Here is a 20123-nt window from a genome sequence, read left to right on the forward strand (position 1 = left end):
AATGTTGCCAACAAGGGGAATTAGGGGACCTCAAAAAAGAAAACGCTTTCTTTTTGGCAATTACTTAAAAGGGGGAAAAACATGTATAAAAAATCTTCATATCTTTCAATTGCCGGAACTGCTTTACTGGCGTTATCGCTTTCTTTGGCTGGCTGTTCATCGAACAAAGATACTGCGGCTGGTACTTCCTCAGCTTCAAATGGGTATCAAAAAATGGAGATTAAACTTTCACATGTTGCAACAGATAATACTCCGAAAGGGCAGGCCGCTCTTAAATTCAAAGAAATAGTAGAAGAGAAAAGTGACGGCGTGATTCAAGTAGACGTTTTTCCTTCGGGACAGCTGTACGGTGATAACGATGAAATTGAAGCATTACAAGCAAATAACGTTCAGATTATTGCCCCGTCTGGAGCTAAATTAAGCGGTTTTGAAAAATCTTTTGAGGTGTTTGATTTACCGTTTATGTTTAAAGACGCAGAGGCGTTATATCAATTTGAAGATGGAGAAGGCGGAAAGAAATTACTGAGCAAGCTTGATCAAATGGGGATGGTCGGCCTCGACTTCTGGCCAAACGGCTTTAAACATATTACAAATAATAAAAAAGATGTCACTGAACCTTCAGACTTAAAAGGATTAAAGATTAGAACACATGGCGGGACGATTATTAATGAAGTATATGAAAAATTAGGTGCAGCGTCATCGAAGATTGCTTTCAATGAGACCTATCAGGCGCTTCAGCTTGGCACCGTAGATGGCCAGGAAAATAGTTTAGTAAATATTGAGTCTCAAAAATATCAGGAAGTGCAGAAGTATATGACTATCACGGGGCATGCCCGTTCAGAATATGTCCTGGTTGCGAATCAGGAATGGTGGAATAGCTTAAACGAAAAAACGAAAGAGCTAATGAATGAAGCGGTTAAGGAATCTACGAAAACAGGCAGGGAAGTCGAAGAGCAATATGAGAAAGATGCATTGGAAGCTATCAAAAAGAGCGGGAAGGTCAAGCTCCATGAATTAACAGAGGGGGAACGCCAAACGTTTATTGAAGAATTAGAGCCTGTATTCAATAAATGGAGCAAAGAGATCGACTCAGATGTATTAAAAAAGGCGGAAGAAGCAAACGAGTAAGGGTTCCTTTTTTACTAGAAAAATGGGAGGTTCACTATGAAAAAATGGAAAAAAACCTATTCTCTCTTTGAAGATTTACTGTCAGGATTCTTTCTCCTCTCAGGGCTTGCTCTTATCTTTTATGAGGTCATAATGCGTTATATTTTCAATTCACCCTCCACTTGGATTACGGAAGTCTCAACCGTTATGGTGACATGGGGAATTCTGTTCGGACTTTCTGTAGCCCTTAGAGATAAACATCATATTAGCGTTGATATTCTATATTCGGTGCTCCCTCAGTTCTTGCAGAGAAAAGTAGATTATTTTGCGAACCTCGTTGGAATTGTATTTTGCGGGTTTTATGCCTGGAGCGGTATCGCCCTTGTGATTCACACGCTGGAAACAGGTCAAACCTCTATGGATACTGGGATTCCTTTGTGGATGTACTATTTAGCTGTTCCTATATCTGGCGTCCTTTTCCTGGTCCGCTTTGTTGAGAACTTTATTGTCGTTAGAAAAAGCAGGAAAAAGACAGATGCAGTGATTCAAATGAAGATAGACGAGGAGGAATCAGATGAATATAGCAACGCTTTTTAGCTCATTTGCCGTCTTGGTTCTTCTTAGAATTCCGATTGCGATTGCCCTGGTATTTGCTTCTGTTATTATGTTTTCACTTTCTGGAACCTTCACCCTTTGGACGATTCCGCACAAAATGTTTACAGCGCTTAATTCGACTACCCTCATTGCCATTCCAGGATTCGTCCTTGCGGGAACCATCATGGCGAAAGGCGGTATTTCCAAATATTTAATTAATGCATTAAAAGCATGGATCGGCCATATTTCAGGAGGATTGTCTGTTGTAACAATCTTAGCCTGCACGTTCTTCGCAGCTATCAGCGGTTCAAGTCCGGCAACGGCTGCAGCCGTAGGGTCGATTATGATCCCGGCGATGGTATCGGCAGGATATAATAAGCGATATGCCATGGGATTGGTGGCAGCTGCAGGAACACTGGGTATCCTCATCCCGCCGAGCATCCCGCTCATTGTATATGGGGTAGTGACCGAGATCTCCATCGGTAAACTATTTATTGCAGGTGTTATACCAGGGGTATTCATGACACTGATGCTGATTCTGTATGCGGTGATTTACGCCCGGAGGAAGGGATACGGAAAGCTTGAGAAAGCCGGCTGGAAGGAAAGATGGTCATCATTAGGCAAAGCCTCTTGGGGAGCTTTTTTACCCATCTTGATTTTGGGCTGTATATATAGCGGTGCTACAACTCCATCAGAAGCGGCGATTATTGCCTGTGCCTATTCTTTAATTGTCTCCTTGTGCATTTATCGGGAAACGTCTCTTAGTAATTGGCATCAAATTTTAAAAGACACCATTGGCATCAGCGCTATGATTATGTTGATTATTGCAGCGGCCACTGTATTCTCGCTGTATATGACCCAGGAACAAATTCCGCAGGTAATCGCCAGCAGCATGCTATCAAGTGAGTTCCTAAGTAAAGCAACATTTTTCATTGCTACAGCAATCTTATTCTTGATATTAGGGATGTTCTTGGAGTCCTCTTCCATCATGCTGATTACGCTGCCATTGCTGCTTCCTATCATGCTTTCAGTCGGAATTGATCCTTTCCATTTCGCCATTGCGATGATTATTAATATGGAAATCGCGCAAATTACGCCTCCAGTCGGACTCAATTTATTTGTCATAGGAGGAATAGCTAAAGAAAAATTAAGTGAAGTGTTTAAAGGCAGTGTTGTGTTTATCTTCTTAATGCTTGCATGTCTTATCCTGATTATTTTATTTCCAAGCATTACTTTATGGCTGCCTGGCAAAATGTCATTCTAATTTAGTGGAGGCGAATCATGGTTTATAAGATTGGTGTGATTGAAGGAGACGGAATAGGGCCGGAAATCGTAAACGGCTCATTGAGAGTAGTCAGGGAACTGGAGAAACTGATGGGGGTTGAGTTTTTCGAAACGATGCCCCTGGATGCCGGGTTAAAGGCCTTTGAAAAGTATGGAGCGACCTACCCGGATGTCACTAACCAGCGTTTACAGGAGTGCGATGGCCTGATTTTGGGTCCAGTTTCTACTCATCAATATGAAGGGGAGAATATGGCCAATCCCAGCGCGAAAATCAGGAAGAACTTTCATCTCTTTGCCAATATCCGTCCGATTCGCTCTATCCCCAAAGCTGAAGGGAAATTTAAGGACGTAGATCTGGTCATCGTCAGGGAGAATACAGAAGGGATGTACGCAGACCGGAATATGGCGGACGGCTCCAGTGAATTTATGCCCGATCCGGATACTGTTCTCTCGATGCGGCTGGTTACCAGAAAGGCCAGTAAAAAAGTGGCTGAAGCGGCGTTTCGGCTGGCACAGGAACGAAATGATAAACGGCTTGTGTCAGCTGTCCATAAAGCGAATGTATTGAAAAAAGGCTGCGGGCTGTTTTTGGAAGAGTGTTATAAGGTTCAATCTCAGTATAAAGATATTTCCATAGACGACTATCATATTGATGCGTTTGCCATGTATTTAATCCTTCACCCGCAGAAATATGATGTGATCGTCACGACAAACATGTTCGGCGATATTCTCTCTGACGAAGCAGCGGGGTTAGTCGGCGGTTTAGGGCTTGCCCCAAGCTTAAATCAAGGAGATCAGTTTGCGGCAGCCCAGGCAGCCCATGGTTCAGCGCCTTCGATTGCAGGGCAGGGCATTGCTAATCCGATTGCGCTCCTTCTATCCATTCAAATGCTGATGAACTGGTTAGGCAATAAGTATCAAGATGGGGACATTCTCCATGCAGCTTCATTATTGTCCACAGCTGTCTGGAATACATTAGAAGAGAGTGAGATTAAGACGCCTGACTTGGGAGGAAATGCTTCTACAGAGGAAGTATGTGACGAAATTATCTCACGTGTCGTTCAGTTTGTATAAAATAGGCGAAAAGGTTATTCATTATTTGAATAGCCTTTTTTTGCATACCTTTTCTGTATAAAGTCCACAAACGCTTTAACCGTCGATAATTCTAATGCGTTCTCCCGATAAATCAGCCATGTCTTTCTGGAAACATCGTTATTATAGATGGATGAAATTTCAATCTTGTGCAGATGATTAAAGCCTTTTATACAAATGCCTGGCAAAATAGCAAATCCTAGACCGTTAATGACCATTTCCCTGCATGTATCAATCCGATCAACTTCCATCGTATAATGAGGCGGGGCATCAAACTTTTCTTCCCACCAGCTATCAATTAAAGTCATCAGAGAATGGTCTGTTTCATAAAAGATTCTGGGTAATTTAGGTAATTCCGTTAACTCAATCTCATGTTTGGAGACAACATAGATTTTCTCTTCATCAAGCAAATATCGTTTTCCCTGCCAATTGTAATTACCTCTTACAATCCCTACATGGGCTTCTTCTTTATGCATCATTTGATTCATTTCAATGCTCCAGCCTGTTTTCAGGACAATATCAATATCCGGATGGATTTTTAAGAAATCGCTTAGAATCATAGGCAGCTCATAACGGGCAAAAATGCTGGATACGCCGAGCCTTAATGTACCCTTAATCTTGTTATCCATATTTTCGAGATGTTCCTTCATTTTTACCAGATTAGCAAGCATAGCATTGGCATATTGAACAAGGTATTCACCTTCTGCGGTAAAATCGACCCCTTTTTTTCCTCTTATAAGGATCTTCACATTCAAAGTTTCTTCCAGCTGTTTAATACGATATGTTAATGCGGGCTGGGAGATGTATAAACGCTCAGACGCCTTTGTAATATTCCGTTCTTTATGAATGGTTTGGAGAATCTTCCAATCCTTTTCATCCATACAAATCCCTCTCTCTGATTGGCTTCTTTTCACCTATTTTATCACTAAGAGAATAAATATTTGAATAATCTATAAATTATTTTTATTTAGATAAATAGAATTTTGATATTTTATTTATCGGTCATGACTCCATAAAATAAAAGTATAAATACAAATTGGAGGAGGAATAAGGGATGGAAAATAAAACGAAAAATTATGATGTGGTAGTCGTAGGAGCAGGGAATGCAGCGATCTGTGCAGCGATTTCAGCAAAGGAAAAAGGAGCCAGTGTGCTAGTTTTGGAGAAGGCGCCTATACATAAGCGCGGGGGAAATTCGTTTTTCACAGATGGCGCCATCCGCTTTGCCTACCGGGGAGCTGATGCGATTCGAAAGATTATCCCAAATATTTCGGATGAAGAAGCAGAAAAATTACATATTCCTGTATATGACGAAACAGATTACTATAATGATTTGATGAGAGTGACAGAAGGTAAAAGTGACCCAGTACTAGCTAATCATTTAACGGCAAATTCTTATGAAACGATTGCATGGATGCAAAGCCATGGGGTTGAATTCGAACTGAATTATGAAAATCAATCGTTTGAGAAAGAGGGGAAGTTCCATTTTTGGGGCGGACTGCCGGTAAAAACACATAATAAAGGGGTAGGGCTTGTCAAGCGATTAAATGAACGGGCCATTGAACTGGGGATAGACGTCTGGTATAGTTCTCAGGCCGTAAAGTTAATGACGGATCAGGGGCAGATTACAGGCGTGATCATCGAGAAGGGCGAAAGAACGATAACGGTCAATACAGAAAGCATTATATTGGCCTGCGGCGGGTTTGAAGCCAATAAGGACATGCGCACGCAATATATCGGGGATGAATGGGAAAAAGCGATCGTACGGGGTACAGAATATAATACAGGAGATGGCCTGGCCATGGCTTTAGAGATTGGTGCCCAGCGATACGGAGACTGGTCGAGCTGCCATTCAATAGGAACGGATTTACATGCCCCGAAAGTGGGTGATTTTAATAAGCCTGGTGATATATACAAAAAATCATCCTTCCCGCTCGGACTTTTGATCAATAAGGATGGAAACCGCTTTGTTGATGAGGGAGCAGACTTCCGAAATTATACGTATGCGAAATATGGCCGTGAAGTATTGAAACAGCCAGGCCATATTGCCTTCCAATTATTTGACGCCCAAGTATATCCGATGCTTCGCAAGGAGTATACATTGGAGGAAGCCACCGTTTTGGAAGGCAATACCCTGGAAGAGTTGGCTGATAAAATGGGAGTCAACAAGGTGCAATTTCTGAAAACGATCCAAGAGTACAATGAAGCAGTGCAGGAAGGGGAATACAATCCGACAGTGAAAGACCAGAAAGGGACGGTCGGCATTACGCCGCCAAAAACAAACTGGGCTTTGCGTATGGAAATGGGCCCTTTTTATGCCTATCCGGTGACTTGCGGCATTACTTTCACTTTTGGCGGACTGCGTGTAAATACGGAAGGAGAAGTACTGAGCCAAGAGGGAACACCGATTGCGGGGCTATATGCAGCGGGAGAAATGGTTGGCGGAATCTTCTTTGGAAATTATCCCGGCGGGTCTGGCCTTATGTCAGGCGCTGTCTTCGGGAAAGTGGCTGGGGAGTCTGCAGCTGACCATTCTCTAAAGAAACAGAAGGATCCAGTGCAATAAAGTTGTCCATAAAACAAAAATAGCCCCTGCTGCTGCGGAGGGCTATTTTTTTTGCTGGAAATTGTGTTCATTCTATTTAAAAAGTATTCCATATAGGCCGAACGTCTCTGTTTTGTTAAAATGGTGCAAAACTTGGCCGATTGTCCGATATGTAGAATAAGAGAAAGTGATCGGAGCGTGTATTCATGCAAATTCTTCAAATGATGAATCAAATGATGAATCAGGCAGGTGCTAAGGCAGAGGCGCCAAAAGCAGGGGATATGGTTCAGCTGACGGTAAAGGAAAGGGTCAGTGACACGGAAGCTGTTGTTTCCATAAATGGCAGTCTTGTGAAGGTGAAATTCGAGGGCGGTGTTCCAAAGGATGACCGCCTTTCTGTGGCCATAAGCGGCACGTCTGAAGACGGCCAACTGATTGTACGGGTCGCGGAACAAAAAGTGCCGGATAGTGCCAGTCAACGCAATGTGCCGGCAAATGTCCTGGATCATCAAACAAGTGAGGCGGTCCGGGAATTCAAAAGCCGCGGAATGGAAGTGACGAAGGAAAATGTTACGGCCATTAAAGCCTACTTATCAGAAGACAGCGGAACAATCGAGGAAAAAATGAAAACTATCAAGCTGATGGCGGAAAAGGGGATTCCGTTTACGCTGGCAGCCGTAAAAGCTGTAACAGAAGCGATGAACGGCAATCCTCTTCCTGTCTTGATGGAGGAAATTGAATCTATCATCAAGCTGTCTGAAAGCAGCAAAGAATCCAAGCCAGCTCCCGATTTGCCGGTGCTAAAAGACTCCGTGAAAATGGCAGATTCCGCTGTTCCTAGTCAGAAACCTATTTTCGCTGACCATCCACAGGCTCCGAAAGATCCAGTGAAAATGATGGATAGCCAGAAGTCTGTTCTGGCAGATGATCCAGAACCCTCTCCGCTTTTAGCTGGAGATGATGACCCGGAAAACACTCCGGAAGCTACTAAAAGATTCCTTGTTAAGGAACCGCTAACGGAAGTGAATCGATATATATTCAATGGGAAGGAAGCCGACTCCGCGATTAAGCTGCCAGTAAGAAGGGATGTGTCAGAATCGGTTCCTAATTTACGGGCTCCAAAAGATCCAGTGAAAATGATGGATGCCGCAGCCCCTAGTCAGAAGCCCATTCTGGCAGATGATCCAGAGTCATCTCCGCTTATACCGGAAAACGCCCCGGAAGCTACTAAAGCATTCTCTGTGAAGGAACCGTTAATGGAAGCGAATCGATATATATTCAATGAAAAGGAAGTCGATTCCTTGAGTAAGCTGCCGGAAAGAAATACCAAGTCAGAACCCGCTCCCGATTTATGGGCTCCAAAAGATCCAGTGAAAATGATGGATGCTCAAGTCCCTGGTCAGAAGCCCATTCTGGCAGATGATCCAGAGCCATCTCCGCTTATACCGGAAAATGAGAGCCTGGAAAACGAGATAGCGACAAAAGCAGTTCCTATGAAAGAACAGCTGACCGAAGCGGAACGATATTTAATTAATGAGACCGTTCAAGCTTTGCCGCTGGATTCTAAAAATATCCTCGTGACAGAGATCAGTGAGAAGCTGTCCCAAATGGCGATTGATTTTAAGAAAGTGAAACAGGAAGTCACCCGGAATTTGGATAATACGCTCCACTTATTAGAAAGTCCTAAAATTCCGCAGGCGAATGTAAAGCAAATCATCGATTCTACCATTCATAAGCTGGATAAAGCGATTATGCAAAGTGATTTTCTTCTATATGCTGATATGAAAACAGAGAAGAACATGCTGCAGGCCTCCTCACGGCTGGCAGAAGCAAAGAGCCTTTTAGCCAAGGGGGAAGTGAACCAGGCTCATCAAATCGTCAAAGAAGTGAAGACTCAAATCGAGTCGCTGATTTTCAAGCCTTCTGTGGCAAAGGTACAGCATTATGTGTCTGTGAAGGCGTTCGAAGGGGCATCACCGGCCCAGCAGGTATCGGCTTTCATGCAGCAAGTATCAAAGCCGTTTGCTGAAAATAATCCTTCTGCCCGGCAAACATTTGAACTGGTCCGCAGTCTTGGACTGACGCATGAAACGGATGCTGTTTCATCCATGATGAAGCAAGCCGGCAGTCAGGATCAGGGACAAAGGAACCCCCAGCAGGAAAACTTGAAATCGGCATTAATGCGGCTGATGGGGGATGAGGAAACTAAACCTCAGCTGCACCAAAAGGCTGAACAGGTGCTGAACCAGATTACAGGGCAGCAGCTGCTTAATAAGCAAGACACCTCCGGTCAGCAAAACTTATTCTTCCAGCTCCCGCTTTTACTCGATAAGCAAGTGGAGAATGTGAAGATTTATATTCAGTCCCGCAAGAATGGGGAAAAGGTAGATTGGGAGAACTGCAGTTTGGTGTTCTCTTTGGAAACGAAGAAACTGGGAGAAGTGGGCGTAGTCCTTACCGCCGCTAATCGGAATGTCAGTCTAACGTTTCAAAATGACAAGGACAAGCTTGAGAAAGCGGTTGAGGAAATGACGGAAGTGACCAAGGAACGTTTTAAGGAAATTGGCTATCAGTTACAGTCATTAGGAACAAAGCCAAGCTCTTCCCAAAGCAGTGATCTTCAGCCGCCAAAACAGCCTATTTCCCGCCATATACCGGCTGTTCAAAAGTCGGAGAAAGGGTTTGATTTCACGATATGAGAAATATATCCTATTTTAACCCGAAAAAAGCGAGGCAGCTAAATGGAGCTTCTGCTGCCCTTGTAAAATATGAGACCCCGGATGCTTCTCCGACGGTCGTAGCCCAAAGTTCAGGACAATTGGCCGTAAAAATGCTGGAAGAAGCCCGGCGGAACGGAATAGAAGTCCAGTCGGATGCATCCTTATTAGGAACCCTTTTAAATATAGACCTGGGAGAATCAATTCCTCCCCAGCTCTATGCAGCCATCGCGGAAATATTGATTTTACTGGAAGAAATCGAGAAAAAATATTAAAATAGCTGGACATAAACAAAAGGTAAAGGTGATGCAATTTGGAAATACAGCGTGTAACAACGTCTTCATTGCCAAAAATGAGTAATACGGAGGAAACGGCTAAAAGCTCTGTGCATTTTCAGTCCGTAATGAACACCACACGAAATAATGTGACGTATGAACGGTTAAGCAAAAAGTTTGCGGCATTGGAAACTCAGGGGGAGAAGCTGGCGGACAACCAGACGGTTGAAAACCTAAGAAAATATAAGAAGATGCTGAAGGATTTTATGGATGATGCCCTTCAGAACGGGCTGGAGCTTCAGGAACAGCGCGGTTTTAATCAGCGCGGATCGACCAAGATGTATAAGCTTGTGAAGGAAGCGGATAGGAAAGTGGTGGAACTGACGAATCAGGTGCTGGGACAGGAAAAGGACGGACAGAGCATCTTGAGTCTGGTTGGCGAGATAAAAGGAATCATCATAAATTTATATACGTAGCCCATCCAAGCCGGAGAGGGCTTTTTCTTTGCCTTTTTTCCTAAATGTTCGCTGTCTGATTCCGATATAAGAAATAACAAACCTTATCTGGAGGGAAAAGGCATGCTGGAGAAATTATCGACGAATATCCTTTCCTCACAGCTTAGATCAGCTATCTCAGAAGGAGTTCATTCGTATTATCAAAGAGAAATCGAAGCTCTTCAAAATACTGAAGAAAGCGGCGAACAGCCGACAGCCGCTGAGGTGAAAGGAATCATCGACAGCATGAATCTATTTCTGGAGCCTACTGAAACATCTGTACGCTTTGAATATCACGAAAAGCTGCATGAGTATTACGTGAAGGTTGTAGATAAGAATACAGAAGAAACGATCCGGGAAATTCCCCCGAAGAAATTACTGGACTTTTATGCAGCCATGACCGAATTTGTCGGGATCATGGTGGATGAAAAAAGATAAGCAGGTGAAAAAATGGTACGTGTCAGCGGATTGGCAAGCGGAATGGATATAGATGAAATTGTAAAAAGCATGATGCAAGCGGAACGGGTTCCGCTTGATAAATTAAATCAAAAGAAAACCTATACAGAGTGGCAGCGTGATGACTATCGGGCCATCAATTCCTCTTTACTGGAATTGGACACATTAATTCGGGACGGAATTGGCAAACAGGCTTCTTTTATTAAGAAAACCGTGTCAGTTTCTGATCCAAATGCTCTTTCGATAAAAAATATTAATTCCACTTCTGATTTCTCCGGAACGATGGAAGTAAAGAACCTGGCTGTATCAGCCATGATGAAAAACAGTGAAAAGCTCAGCATCGATCCTGCCGTAAAGCTGCTTGCGGACGGAGCGGCAGCACAGGAGATTTCCATACAGGCAATCGATAAAAATGGCGTGCTCGGTGAAAACAAGAAAATTACGATTACGGCAGATGATACACTGAACAGCCTCATCACGAAAATCAATTCGAACACCGATGTAACAGCGTTTTATGATCAGCAGTCCGGTCAACTCTCCTTTACCGCCAAAAATACCGGCGATATTGCAGATGGAGCAGAGATCAAGCTGACCGGTGATTTCTTTGCCAATACATTAAAGATGGATGCGGATAACCAAACGGCAAATGGGACAGCTGGAGTGAATGCGACGGTTGTCTATAATGGCCTGGAAATCAGCCGCAGCTCCAATGTAATTAATTTGAATGGCGCAGAATTCACTTTAAAAGCCAAAACTGACGGACCAGTGACATTTTCTTCAACGGCAGATGTGGATGCGATTTTGGATACGGTCACGCAATTTGTCAGCAAATACAATGAACTGATTGCCAAAATTAAAGACAAAACCAGTGAAACGAAATACCGTGATTTTGCTCCGCTGACAGCCGAGCAGAAGAAAGAGATGTCAGAAGATGAGATAAAGCTGTGGGAAGAAAAAGCGAAGAGCGGAACATTAAAAAATGACTCCACACTGTCAAACCTCCTGACAACGATGCGTTCTTCTCTTTATACTTCAGTCAGCGGCATATCCGGCACGAATGCGTTAAGTAAAATCGGCATTACTACGACAAGCAATTATTTGGAAGGCGGAAAGCTGACCATTGATGAAGATAAACTGCGTGCTGCTATATCGGAGGATCCGAATGCGGTTTACCAGTTGTTTATGGCAAACGGTACAGAAAAAGGTGAAATGGGACTTGCCCGGCGGCTGCGGAGTGACCTGGACGGTGCGATGAAGGCCATTACGGAAAAAGCAGGGAAGGCCTCATCTGTAAATAATACCTTTACCATCGGAAAACAGCTGAACGGTCTGGATACAAGTATATCGGCCTTTGAAGACAGGCTGGCTAAGCTTGAAACTCGTTATTACAGCCAATTTACGGCGATGGAACAGGCAATTCAGAAAGCGAACAGCCAAAGTACATCCTTATCATCCTATTTCAGCAGTTAACAAACAGGAAGGAAGTTTTTAAAGATGGCTCTCAATAATCCATATCAATCGTATCAAAAGAATTCTGTGACTACAGCTTCTCCCGGCGAACTGACGCTCATGCTTTATAATGGCTGCCTGAAATTCATTACTTTCGGTAAAAAAGCCATTGAAGCAGGAGACATAGAAGCGAGGAATACAAATATCATCAAAGCACAAAACATTGTTCAAGAGTTAATGGTTACCCTCAATATGAAGGTTGACGTATCGAAAAATATGATGAGTTTATATGATTACATGAACCGTCGATTGATTGACGCCAATGTAAAAGGCGATATCAGAGCACTTGAAGAAGTGGAAGGGTTGATTACTGAATTCCGGGACGCCTGGAAAGAAGTAATCCAGATCAACCGCAAAAAGCAATTTTCTGACAGCGGACAGATATAAGATGCTTCAGGACTTTTATCGAAAGACGGTCGAATTGCTGCACGTATTAAAAGACAAACAAGTAGAGCGCGAGGACAGAATCACCCGCATCACCCAACTGATTGACCAGCGGGAGAAACTGTTATCCGGCATACAGCCTCCCTTCAGTGCTGAAGAGAAACAGACGGGAAGCCGGTTAATCGAGCTGAATCAGGAGGTTGACCGCCTGCTGTTGCTTGAAAAGAAGGCCATCCAGCGTGACATAAACGGACTGAACAAAAAGAAAAATATGTCGAATAAATATGCGAATCCGTACAGGGATCTTTCAGTGGACGGCGCTTTTTATGACCGGCGAAATTAGGAGAACGTATGCAAGCTCTGACAGAAAACCATTTTCTGCTTTTTTACGACATTTATGAGCTTATTTTGACACTCGAAGAAACCTTTCAATATATTGCTGAGCATTTTAACCAGCTGTCATTAGAAGAGGAAGAAGTTCTATTGAGAAAAATCCTTCAGGCATTTGGGGGATTGGAGCAGGCCGAACGTCGTTTGGAGGAAATGGAAGATGTACTGCAGCTGCCCCCTTTTTCTCCGGTACTGGACGAAGTAGAAAGGCTGGGCTGGTATTTTGGAAATGCAGAAGCAAGAAGATTGGCCGTAAGGGACAGATTATTGTCTGTCTTTACGGAATGGGCGGAAGCAGCCAAGGATCACATCCGTCCGATCATCATATCGTAGCAATTTCTGAATAAGATAGATGTACACAGCATAATAAAGAGGTGGAGAAAAGTTACTTTTCTTTGCCTCTTTTTTGTTAGAAACCGATAAAAATTGCCGGACAAATGTTTTACAAAAACTTTATGCTCCCACGGGAAGCAAGCAGCATGAAAAGAAAGTCCCCTCTACAATCACAGTGTTAAAGGAACATTGTAATTCACTGATGACATGGAAAACTAAGTCATTTAAAGCGAAGGAGAACAGTAAATTCATTTAAGGTGTTATTGACCATTTATGACAAAAAACGATAGAAGATTGGAACGATGGGTGCGAGACTCCAGCGGGATCAGCGAGCCGGAAAAGATCCAGCCGCGGAGGCTTGGCGCCCGCCCGCACAAAGTGAGCACTCGCCAGCGGATATCAACTGCTTCTCGTTATCAATCTATCTGTTCATCTGTTATACTGAGGGCAAGAAAGGATCTTCTCTTTCTAAACTTCCGACAGGCCGTTTGCAAATTCGACATATTTTTCTCCGGTTTAATGGAGGGAAAAGGAAGGGTATTGTAGAATCTACTAATTGTAAAGCATGTGTTAAGCAATTATTAAAGGAGGACTCACTTTATGGATTACAACGTACGCGGTGAAAACATTGAGGTAACTCCAGCAATTCGAGAATACGTAGAAAAGAAGATTGGAAAGCTAGAACGATATTTTGCTAACACACCGGATGCAACCGTCCAGGTGAACCTAAGGGTGGATAAGGAAGCAGCTAAGGTTGAAGTGACGATTCCTATGAAAAATCTTGTACTCCGCGCCGAAGAGGAACACCCTGATATGTATGCAGCCATTGATTTAATTAACGATAAATTGGAACGGCAGATCCGTAAACATAAAACAAAGATTAACCGGAAGCTTAGAGGAAGCAATACACCGCCTGAACTCTTTGCAGCCGCTGCTGCCGAAACGGCTGAGCCGGAAATCGAGGAAGAAGAAAGCGACCTGGAAGTTGTCCGCAACAAGCGTTTCGATCTGAAGCCGATGGACAGTGAAGAAGCGATTCTGCAGATGAACTTGCTGGGCCATAACTTCTTCGTTTATACCAATGCAGAAACGAATTCAACGAATGTCGTATACCGCCGCAAGGATGGCCGATACGGACTGATCGAACCGAATTAAGAACCTTGCACAGCCTGATTAAAAACCGGGCTGTGTTTTTTCCTTTTTAGTGAAAAAAGTACAAATCTCGAGCAAGATGTAGTAAATTGTATGAAAAGGAGGAATTTTCATGCAATTTGATCATTTAATGCAGCCGTATGCCAGCAAGCGATCTGCGGTCATGGCGAAGAACGGGATGGTGGCTACCTCACAGCCTCTTGCGGCGCAGGCTGGTTTGGATATGTTAAAAAAAGGCGGAAATGCTGTAGATGCAGCAATTGCCGCGGCGGCCGCTTTGACGGTAGTGGAACCTACTTCCAATGGAATTGGCGGGGATGCTTTCGCCCTTGTTTGGATGAAGGGGGAACTGTATGGACTGAATGCGAGCGGCCCTTCTCCCCGGTCTATCTCTATTGAAGCTGTAAAGGAAAAAGGACATGAAAGCATGCCCGCACACGGTTGGATTCCGGTGACAGTCCCTGGAGCTCCGGCCGCATGGGCAGAACTTTCCCGTAAGTTCGGGAAGCTCCCTTTTCAAGAGGTATTGGAGCCGGCTATTCTATATGCAGAACAAGGCTATCCGCTGACGCCCATTCTCGGAAAAAACTGGGAGGCAGCCTATCAAAAATACAGCCAGCTGCTGACAGCTGATGAATTTCAGTCTTGGTTTGATACGTTTGCACCAAAAGGAAGAGCTCCGAAAGTCGGCGAAGTATGGAGTTCTCCGGGGCATGCATCCACCCTCCGCTCCATTGCGGAAACGAAAGGAGAAAGCTTTTACCGCGGAGATCTGGCTGATCAAATCGATGCATTTTCGAAGCGGTATGGCGGCTTTCTATCGAAAGAAGACCTGGCGGCTTATAAGCCGGAATGGGTCAAGCCCATTTCAGTGAAGTACCGAGGTTATGATGTATGGGAAATTCCGCCGAACGGCCAAGGTCTGGTTGCCCTGCTTGCTTTGAATATTGTGAAAGGCTATGAATTTGGCGAGAAGGATACAGTGGATACATATCATAAACAAATGGAAGCGATGAAGCTTGCTTATACAGACGGCCAGGCCTATATCACAGAACCTTCGGATATGAAAATGACAGCAGATATGCTGCTTACGGAGGAGTACGGGGAGGCCAGAAGAAAGGAAATCGGAGATCGAGCCCTGAATCCGGCTCCTTATCAGCTGCCTCGCGGGGGAACCGTTTATTTGGCAGCAGCCGACAGCGAAGGGAATATGGTTTCCTTTATTCAAAGTAATTATATGGGATTCGGCTCAGGACTTGTCGTTCCGGGAACAGGTATCAGTCTTCAGAACAGAGGGCATGATTTTTCTTTGAATCCTGATCATCCGAATGCACTGAAGCCAGGGAAAAAGACATTCCATACCATCATCCCTGGTTTTCTGACAAAGGGGGGACGGGCAGTTGGTCCGTTTGGAGTCATGGGCGGATACATGCAGCCCCAAGGTCATATGCAGGTGATTATGAATACGATCGATTTTCAGCTGGATCCGCAAGCAGCCTTGGATGCGCCCCGCTGGCAGTGGATCGAGGGGCGGAGGATTCAGGTGGAACCGGAATTTCCAAACCATCTGGCCCTGGCCTTAAGCCGAAAGGGACACCGGATTGAAAGAGCGCTCGACACAGGCAGCTTCGGGCGCGGCCAAATCATTTGGCGGCATCCGGAAACAGGCGTCCTGATGGGCGGGACGGAATCAAGAACAGATGGCAGTATTGCAGCCTGGTAAGCTTATGTAAGGCACCGAGATCATTTCTCGGTGCCTTTTTTACTGGAAAGGAACAAGATCGTTAAGTGGCTTCTTTTTTAAAAACTAAATTTTCTTAAAACTTATAAAAATGGAAGAATTTAAGTAAAAAAGCGAGAGAAATTACTTTTTACCTGGTAAAATTGGCTTATTTTATGTTTTGAATCTGCTGGAAATCTTTATATAATAAATTCACTATTAAGAACAAAACGATAAAGGAGATGCCTATGTTTCAAAAAAATTGTTATACATGCAATCGTCCTTCTTTTAGCAGCGATGATCGGGGACAATGGGTTTGTCCATCCTGCGGAAAAGATTTAAGCAGCCAGCGTGCTTTTGAGTCTGGCGGTGTTCCTTCTTTTTTTTCTTCTCTGCTCCCCTATTTAAAATATAAAAATACAAAATAACTGCAATAAAAGTCGAGAAAGGGTAAAATGGGTATTTGGAAATAGGATTTTGGAAAAAAATCCATATATATATCTTATTGAAATCAGTGACAGATTCCAACAAAGCTAGACAAGAAGGATGGTTTATAATTCAAACAGAATATAAATGTACATAACTTATAAAGAGATTCCTGTAAAAAGTCTATATAAAGTTGGAGGGAGAGCTATGGAAGGGGAAACACTCGATTGTGAATGGGTAGAGTTAATCTTGAGGGCGAAGAAAATCGGATTTACATTTGAAGAAATCAGGAAGTTTCTGCAGGGAGAATATGAAGATAACGGTACAAAGAACAGCTAGAATAATAGAGTAAAGCCCATCTTAACAGGGGTGTAAAGCCATAGTTTGATGGGCGTATAATTGCGGTAAATCACTGCTCATTTTGTTTCTTCCATTTATTAAATTCAAGGAACTCTCTAAATTGTTCTTTTGAAACACCGGAATTCATGGCTTCCTCCACAAGTTTCATCCACTCGGAATCCAAGAATTCTTTCTTTGGAGTGTCATACAGCAGAGCATCAACAGGGACTCCCAGCACCGAAGATATCTTTTCGAGAAATTGAATAGAAGGATTTTGCTGAAGGTTGCGTTCCAGAGAACTTAAGTAGGATTTAGCAACCCCCGCCCGGTCAGCCAACTCTGTCATGGACATTTTTCTTTCTTCTCTTAACTTTTTTACACGTTCGCCAATCATTATGTACTACACCTCGAAATCTTCTATAATCTATCACTTTTATCGGATTAAATTTGTAAAATTGCAGGAACCCTGCTTTCTATTATCTATTTATCCATGATCCTCCCCTTATTTTACAGTTTGCCTGTTTTTTTATCCATTCTTTTCTAGAAATTCCTCCCTTCCCTTTTTCCTGGAAAGTGACCGTAAGTTGTACGTGAAGCCTATCAGTGGTAATATTAAGGATATTATTCTTTTGAGAATACCATTTTTGTCGGTTGAATAAATGTGTTTTCTAGCTTAGATAATTCTTAAATAGAGGAGCGTTATTAAATGCTTAATATTTTAAATAAAGTGTTTGACCCGAATAAGCGGGAAATCAAGCGGCTGGAAAAAGTGGCCGATCAAGTAGAAGCATTGGCTGATCAGATTTCCGCTCTGTCGGATGATGAATTGCGCGGGAAAACGGAGGAGTTCAAAGTCCGCTATCAAAACGGCGAAACAGTGGATGACTTGCTTGTCGAAGCATTTGCGGTTGTCCGCGAAGGGGCTAAGCGGGCGCTTGGCATGTTCCCGTTCAGAGTCCAAATCATGGGCGGCGCTGCTCTTCATGACGGCAATATCGCTGAGATGAAGACAGGGGAAGGTAAAACACTGACATCTACGCTTCCTGTCTATCTGAATGCTCTGACTGGAAAAGGGGTGCATGTTGTGACAGTCAATGAATACCTCGCTCACCGGGATGCGACTGAGATGGGCCAGCTATTTGAATTTCTTGGATTGACGGTCGGCCTTAATTTAAACAGCCTGTCTAAAGAAGAAAAGCAGGCTGCCTATAACGCTGATATCACATATAGCACGAATAATGAATTAGGATTCGATTACCTGAGAGATAACATGGTGCTTTACAAAGAACAGATGGTACAGCGTCCTTTGCATTTTGCGGTGATTGATGAAGTGGACTCCATCTTAATAGATGAAGCGAGGACACCGCTGATTATTTCCGGATCAGCTCAGAAGTCAACTCAGCTGTATATTCAGGCGAATGCTTTTGTCAGAACTCTTCAGAAGGATACGCATTATACGCTCGATGAGAAAACGAAAAGCGTGCAGCTGACAGAAGAAGGAATTAACCGGGCAGAAAAGGCCTTCAATATAGATAACCTGTTTGAATTAAGCAATGTCTCCTTAAATCATCATATAAATCAGGCTCTAAAAGCCCATGTGACCATGCATCTTGATGTGGATTATGTGATTCAGGACGGTGAGATTGTCATCGTCGATCAGTTCACAGGCCGGTTGATGAAGGGACGCCGGTACAGTGAAGGTCTTCACCAGGCGATTGAGGCGAAAGAAGGCCTGGAAATTCAGAATGAAAGCATGACGCTTGCGACCATCACGTTCCAAAACTATTTCCGGATGTACGAAAAGCTATCCGGTATGACAGGAACCGCGAAAACGGAAGAAGAGGAATTCAGAAACATCTATAATATGAATGTTATTGCCATTCCTACAAATAAGCCAATTGCCCGTGTTGACGAAGCGGATCTTATCTATGCGAGCATGGACGGAAAGTTCAGAGCCGTCGTAGAGGATATCGCAGAGCGTTATGAAAAGGGGCAGCCTGTTCTTGTCGGTACGGTTGCCATTGAAACATCGGAAATCATTTCCGAATATCTTCATAAAAAAGGAATTCCGCATAATGTCTTGAATGCGAAAAATCATGAGCGGGAAGCGGACATTATTGCAAACGCCGGCAACCAAAAAGCAGTGACCATTGCAACAAACATGGCCGGACGCGGAACGGACATCAAGCTTGGGGAAGGTGTCAAGGAATTGGGCGGCCTGGCCGTAATCGGTACAGAACGTCATGAAAGCAGACGGATCGATAACCAGCTGCGCGGACGTTCCGGACGTCAGGGAGATCCGGGTATCACTCAGTTCTACCTCTCCATGGAAGATGAATTGATGCGCCGATTTGGCTCCGATAATATGAAGAATATGATGGCCCGCCTCGGTATGGATGATACGCAGCCAATTCAGAGCCGGATGGTTACCAGAGCAGTGGAATCTGCACAGAAACGGGTAGAAGGTAATAACTTTGATGCCCGTAAGCAGCTTCTTCAATATGATGATGTCCTTCGCCAGCAGCGCGAAGTGATTTATAAGCAGCGATTCGAAGTGATTGAAAATGAGAATCTCCGTGATGTCGTAGAAAGCATGCTGACTTCTTCTATCCAGCGAAATATTGCCGTTTTTGCACCGATGGGCGACGAAGAGAACTGGAATCTCCAAGGGCTCATCGACTATGTACACGGCAACCTGTTAGATGAAGAGTCGATCAGCAAGGCTGATTTGGAAGGCAAAAATGAAGATGAAATGTTCGATATCATTTTTGACAAGGTCAAAGCGGTCTATGATGCAAGAGAAGTGGAACTTTCCTCAGAGCAGATGCGTGAATTTGAAAAAGTCATTGTCCTGCGTGCGGTTGACAGCAAATGGATGGATCATATTGATGCAATGGATCAATTGCGCCAAGGAATCCATTTGCGTGCTTATGGACAGATCGATCCTCTTCGGGAATATCAGTCTGAAGGGTTCGCGATGTTTGAAGCGATGGTTGCTTCCATGGAGGATGAAGTTGCAAAATATATTATGAAAGCAGAAATCCGCAACAACCTTGAGCGCCAAGAGGTAATCAAAGGACAAGCCGTTAATCCGAAAAGTGAGGAAGACGGAAAGGTGAAGAAAAAGCCCGCACGTAAAAGAGATGATACGCGCAGGAATGCACCTTGCCCATGCGGAAGCGGAAAAAAGTATAAAAACTGCCACGGCAATCTGGTATGATCGGATAAAAAGGCGGAGACTTTCCGCCTTTTTCAAAGCTGTTTGAAGGGACAGGGCGTGAAGTATGCAGGCATCTGCAGAAATCA

The 20123-nt window shown here is 43.8% G+C and carries 19 protein-coding genes; 17 read left to right on the plus strand and 2 right to left on the minus strand.

The genetic code is table 11. From position 1 onward, the window contains the following. Nucleotides 1-81 precede the first annotated feature (81 nt). The 4 genes from BQ4305_RS14585 to BQ4305_RS14600 are packed head-to-tail and all read left to right on the plus strand — an operon-like array spanning nucleotide 82 to nucleotide 4059. Nucleotides 82-1128, plus strand: a complete 1047-nt coding sequence (locus BQ4305_RS14585; protein WP_110928449.1) for a DctP family TRAP transporter solute-binding subunit — start codon at nucleotides 82-84, stop codon at nucleotides 1126-1128. Nucleotides 1129-1164: 36 nt separating this feature from the next. Continuing rightward, a complete protein-coding gene (locus BQ4305_RS14590) occupies nucleotides 1165-1704 on the plus strand; it encodes a TRAP transporter small permease (RefSeq protein ID WP_110928450.1) in 540 nt (179 codons plus the stop codon). Beyond that, nucleotides 1682-2965: a TRAP transporter large permease gene (locus tag BQ4305_RS14595; protein WP_110928451.1), complete on the plus strand. Its 1284-nt coding sequence runs from the start codon at nucleotides 1682-1684 to the stop codon at nucleotides 2963-2965. Before BQ4305_RS14590 ends, BQ4305_RS14595 begins: the two co-directional genes overlap by 23 nt. A 17-nt stretch (nucleotides 2966-2982) precedes the next feature. Further along, on the plus strand, nucleotides 2983-4059 hold the full coding sequence (locus BQ4305_RS14600; protein ID WP_110928452.1) for an isocitrate/isopropylmalate dehydrogenase family protein: 1077 nt from the start codon (nucleotides 2983-2985) through the stop codon (nucleotides 4057-4059). 14 nt (nucleotides 4060-4073) lie between these two features. Here the strand turns inward: BQ4305_RS14600 and BQ4305_RS14605 are convergent, their stop codons facing one another. Then, nucleotides 4074-4958, minus strand: a complete 885-nt coding sequence (locus tag BQ4305_RS14605) for a LysR family transcriptional regulator (protein WP_110928453.1) — start codon at nucleotides 4956-4958, stop codon at nucleotides 4074-4076. A gap of 173 nt (nucleotides 4959-5131) precedes the next feature. Here BQ4305_RS14605 and tcuA point away from each other — a divergent pair, with 173 nt between their 5' ends. The 12 genes from tcuA (at nucleotide 5132) to BQ4305_RS14675 (ending at nucleotide 16817) form a co-directional block, all read left to right on the plus strand. Beyond that, nucleotides 5132-6643, plus strand: a complete 1512-nt coding sequence (tcuA, locus tag BQ4305_RS14610; RefSeq protein ID WP_110928454.1) for an FAD-dependent tricarballylate dehydrogenase TcuA — start codon at nucleotides 5132-5134, stop codon at nucleotides 6641-6643. A gap of 185 nt (nucleotides 6644-6828) precedes the next feature. Continuing rightward, the gene (locus tag BQ4305_RS14615) at nucleotides 6829-9321 is read left to right on the plus strand and encodes a hypothetical protein (protein WP_110928455.1); all 2493 of its coding nucleotides are present in this window, start codon (nucleotides 6829-6831) and stop codon (nucleotides 9319-9321) included. Beyond that, complete coding sequence (locus tag BQ4305_RS14620) at nucleotides 9318-9614, plus strand: EscU/YscU/HrcU family type III secretion system export apparatus switch protein (protein WP_110928456.1); 297 nt, start codon at nucleotides 9318-9320, stop codon at nucleotides 9612-9614. The genes BQ4305_RS14615 and BQ4305_RS14620 overlap by 4 nt, the downstream gene beginning before the upstream one ends. Before the next feature lie 38 nt (nucleotides 9615-9652). Next, on the plus strand, nucleotides 9653-10090 hold the full coding sequence (locus tag BQ4305_RS14625; protein WP_110928457.1) for a YaaR family protein: 438 nt from the start codon (nucleotides 9653-9655) through the stop codon (nucleotides 10088-10090). Between the two features lie 102 nt (nucleotides 10091-10192). Beyond that, nucleotides 10193-10546, plus strand: coding sequence for a flagellar protein FlaG (gene flaG, locus BQ4305_RS14630; protein ID WP_110928458.1), 354 nt, complete (start codon nucleotides 10193-10195; stop codon nucleotides 10544-10546). A gap of 12 nt (nucleotides 10547-10558) precedes the next feature. After that, the gene (locus BQ4305_RS14635) at nucleotides 10559-12034 is read left to right on the plus strand and encodes a flagellar hook-associated protein 2 (RefSeq protein ID WP_110928459.1); all 1476 of its coding nucleotides are present in this window, start codon (nucleotides 10559-10561) and stop codon (nucleotides 12032-12034) included. Nucleotides 12035-12058: 24 nt separating this feature from the next. After that, entirely contained in the window at nucleotides 12059-12460 is a 402-nt protein-coding gene (gene fliS / locus BQ4305_RS14640) for a flagellar export chaperone FliS (protein ID WP_110928460.1), read from the plus strand. A gap of 1 nt (nucleotide 12461) precedes the next feature. Continuing rightward, a complete protein-coding gene (locus tag BQ4305_RS14645) occupies nucleotides 12462-12800 on the plus strand; it encodes a flagellar protein FliT (protein WP_110928461.1) in 339 nt (112 codons plus the stop codon). 8 nt (nucleotides 12801-12808) lie between these two features. Next, nucleotides 12809-13180 carry a DUF8042 domain-containing protein gene (locus BQ4305_RS14650; protein WP_110928462.1) on the plus strand — a complete coding sequence of 124 codons (372 nt, stop codon included), beginning with the start codon at nucleotides 12809-12811 and terminating at the stop codon, nucleotides 13178-13180. Nucleotides 13181-13780: 600 nt separating this feature from the next. After that, on the plus strand, nucleotides 13781-14335 hold the full coding sequence (hpf, locus tag BQ4305_RS14660) for a ribosome hibernation-promoting factor, HPF/YfiA family (protein WP_110928464.1): 555 nt from the start codon (nucleotides 13781-13783) through the stop codon (nucleotides 14333-14335). A 109-nt stretch (nucleotides 14336-14444) separates the two neighbouring features. Next, entirely contained in the window at nucleotides 14445-16055 is a 1611-nt protein-coding gene (locus tag BQ4305_RS14665) for a gamma-glutamyltransferase family protein (RefSeq protein ID WP_110928465.1), read from the plus strand. A 630-nt stretch (nucleotides 16056-16685) separates the two neighbouring features. Beyond that, on the plus strand, nucleotides 16686-16817 hold the full coding sequence (locus tag BQ4305_RS14675; RefSeq protein WP_110928467.1) for an anti-repressor SinI family protein: 132 nt from the start codon (nucleotides 16686-16688) through the stop codon (nucleotides 16815-16817). Nucleotides 16818-16887: 70 nt separating this feature from the next. Here BQ4305_RS14675 and BQ4305_RS14680 read toward each other — a convergent pair whose 3' ends face one another. Further along, on the minus strand, nucleotides 16888-17211 hold the full coding sequence (locus tag BQ4305_RS14680) for a helix-turn-helix domain-containing protein (protein ID WP_110928468.1): 324 nt from the start codon (nucleotides 17209-17211) through the stop codon (nucleotides 16888-16890). Nucleotides 17212-17523: 312 nt separating this feature from the next. Between BQ4305_RS14680 and secA the strand changes: the two genes are divergently transcribed. After that, nucleotides 17524-20037 carry a preprotein translocase subunit SecA gene (secA, locus tag BQ4305_RS14685; RefSeq protein WP_110928469.1) on the plus strand — a complete coding sequence of 838 codons (2514 nt, stop codon included), beginning with the start codon at nucleotides 17524-17526 and terminating at the stop codon, nucleotides 20035-20037. Nucleotides 20038-20123 lie beyond the last annotated feature (86 nt).

The sequence above is a fragment of the Bacillus massiliglaciei genome, assembly GCF_900098925.1.
In the GTDB taxonomy this organism is placed as follows: Bacteria; Bacillota; Bacilli; order Bacillales; family DSM-1321; genus Peribacillus; species Peribacillus massiliglaciei.

What these genes read in the sequence shown, in the direction of transcription:
- BQ4305_RS14585 (WP_110928449.1), top strand. Translation starts at nt 82, where the DNA reads ATGTATAAAAAATCTTCATATCTTTCAATTGCCGGAACTGCTTTACTG.
- BQ4305_RS14590 (WP_110928450.1), top strand. Translation starts at nt 1,165, where the DNA reads ATGAAAAAATGGAAAAAAACCTATTCTCTCTTTGAAGATTTACTGTCA.
- BQ4305_RS14595 (WP_110928451.1), top strand. Translation starts at nt 1,682, where the DNA reads ATGAATATAGCAACGCTTTTTAGCTCATTTGCCGTCTTGGTTCTTCTT.
- BQ4305_RS14600 (WP_110928452.1), top strand. Translation starts at nt 2,983, where the DNA reads ATGGTTTATAAGATTGGTGTGATTGAAGGAGACGGAATAGGGCCGGAA.
- BQ4305_RS14605 (WP_110928453.1), bottom strand. Translation starts at nt 4,958, where the DNA reads ATGGATGAAAAGGATTGGAAGATTCTCCAAACCATTCATAAAGAACGG.
- tcuA (WP_110928454.1), top strand. Translation starts at nt 5,132, where the DNA reads ATGGAAAATAAAACGAAAAATTATGATGTGGTAGTCGTAGGAGCAGGG.
- BQ4305_RS14615 (WP_110928455.1), top strand. Translation starts at nt 6,829, where the DNA reads ATGCAAATTCTTCAAATGATGAATCAAATGATGAATCAGGCAGGTGCT.
- BQ4305_RS14620 (WP_110928456.1), top strand. Translation starts at nt 9,318, where the DNA reads ATGAGAAATATATCCTATTTTAACCCGAAAAAAGCGAGGCAGCTAAAT.
- flaG (WP_110928458.1), top strand. Translation starts at nt 10,193, where the DNA reads ATGCTGGAGAAATTATCGACGAATATCCTTTCCTCACAGCTTAGATCA.
- BQ4305_RS14635 (WP_110928459.1), top strand. Translation starts at nt 10,559, where the DNA reads ATGGTACGTGTCAGCGGATTGGCAAGCGGAATGGATATAGATGAAATT.
- fliS (WP_110928460.1), top strand. Translation starts at nt 12,059, where the DNA reads ATGGCTCTCAATAATCCATATCAATCGTATCAAAAGAATTCTGTGACT.
- BQ4305_RS14645 (WP_110928461.1), top strand. Translation starts at nt 12,462, where the DNA reads ATGCTTCAGGACTTTTATCGAAAGACGGTCGAATTGCTGCACGTATTA.
- BQ4305_RS14650 (WP_110928462.1), top strand. Translation starts at nt 12,809, where the DNA reads ATGCAAGCTCTGACAGAAAACCATTTTCTGCTTTTTTACGACATTTAT.
- hpf (WP_110928464.1), top strand. Translation starts at nt 13,781, where the DNA reads ATGGATTACAACGTACGCGGTGAAAACATTGAGGTAACTCCAGCAATT.
- BQ4305_RS14665 (WP_110928465.1), top strand. Translation starts at nt 14,445, where the DNA reads ATGCAATTTGATCATTTAATGCAGCCGTATGCCAGCAAGCGATCTGCG.
- BQ4305_RS14675 (WP_110928467.1), top strand. Translation starts at nt 16,686, where the DNA reads ATGGAAGGGGAAACACTCGATTGTGAATGGGTAGAGTTAATCTTGAGG.
- BQ4305_RS14680 (WP_110928468.1), bottom strand. Translation starts at nt 17,211, where the DNA reads ATGATTGGCGAACGTGTAAAAAAGTTAAGAGAAGAAAGAAAAATGTCC.
- secA (WP_110928469.1), top strand. Translation starts at nt 17,524, where the DNA reads ATGCTTAATATTTTAAATAAAGTGTTTGACCCGAATAAGCGGGAAATC.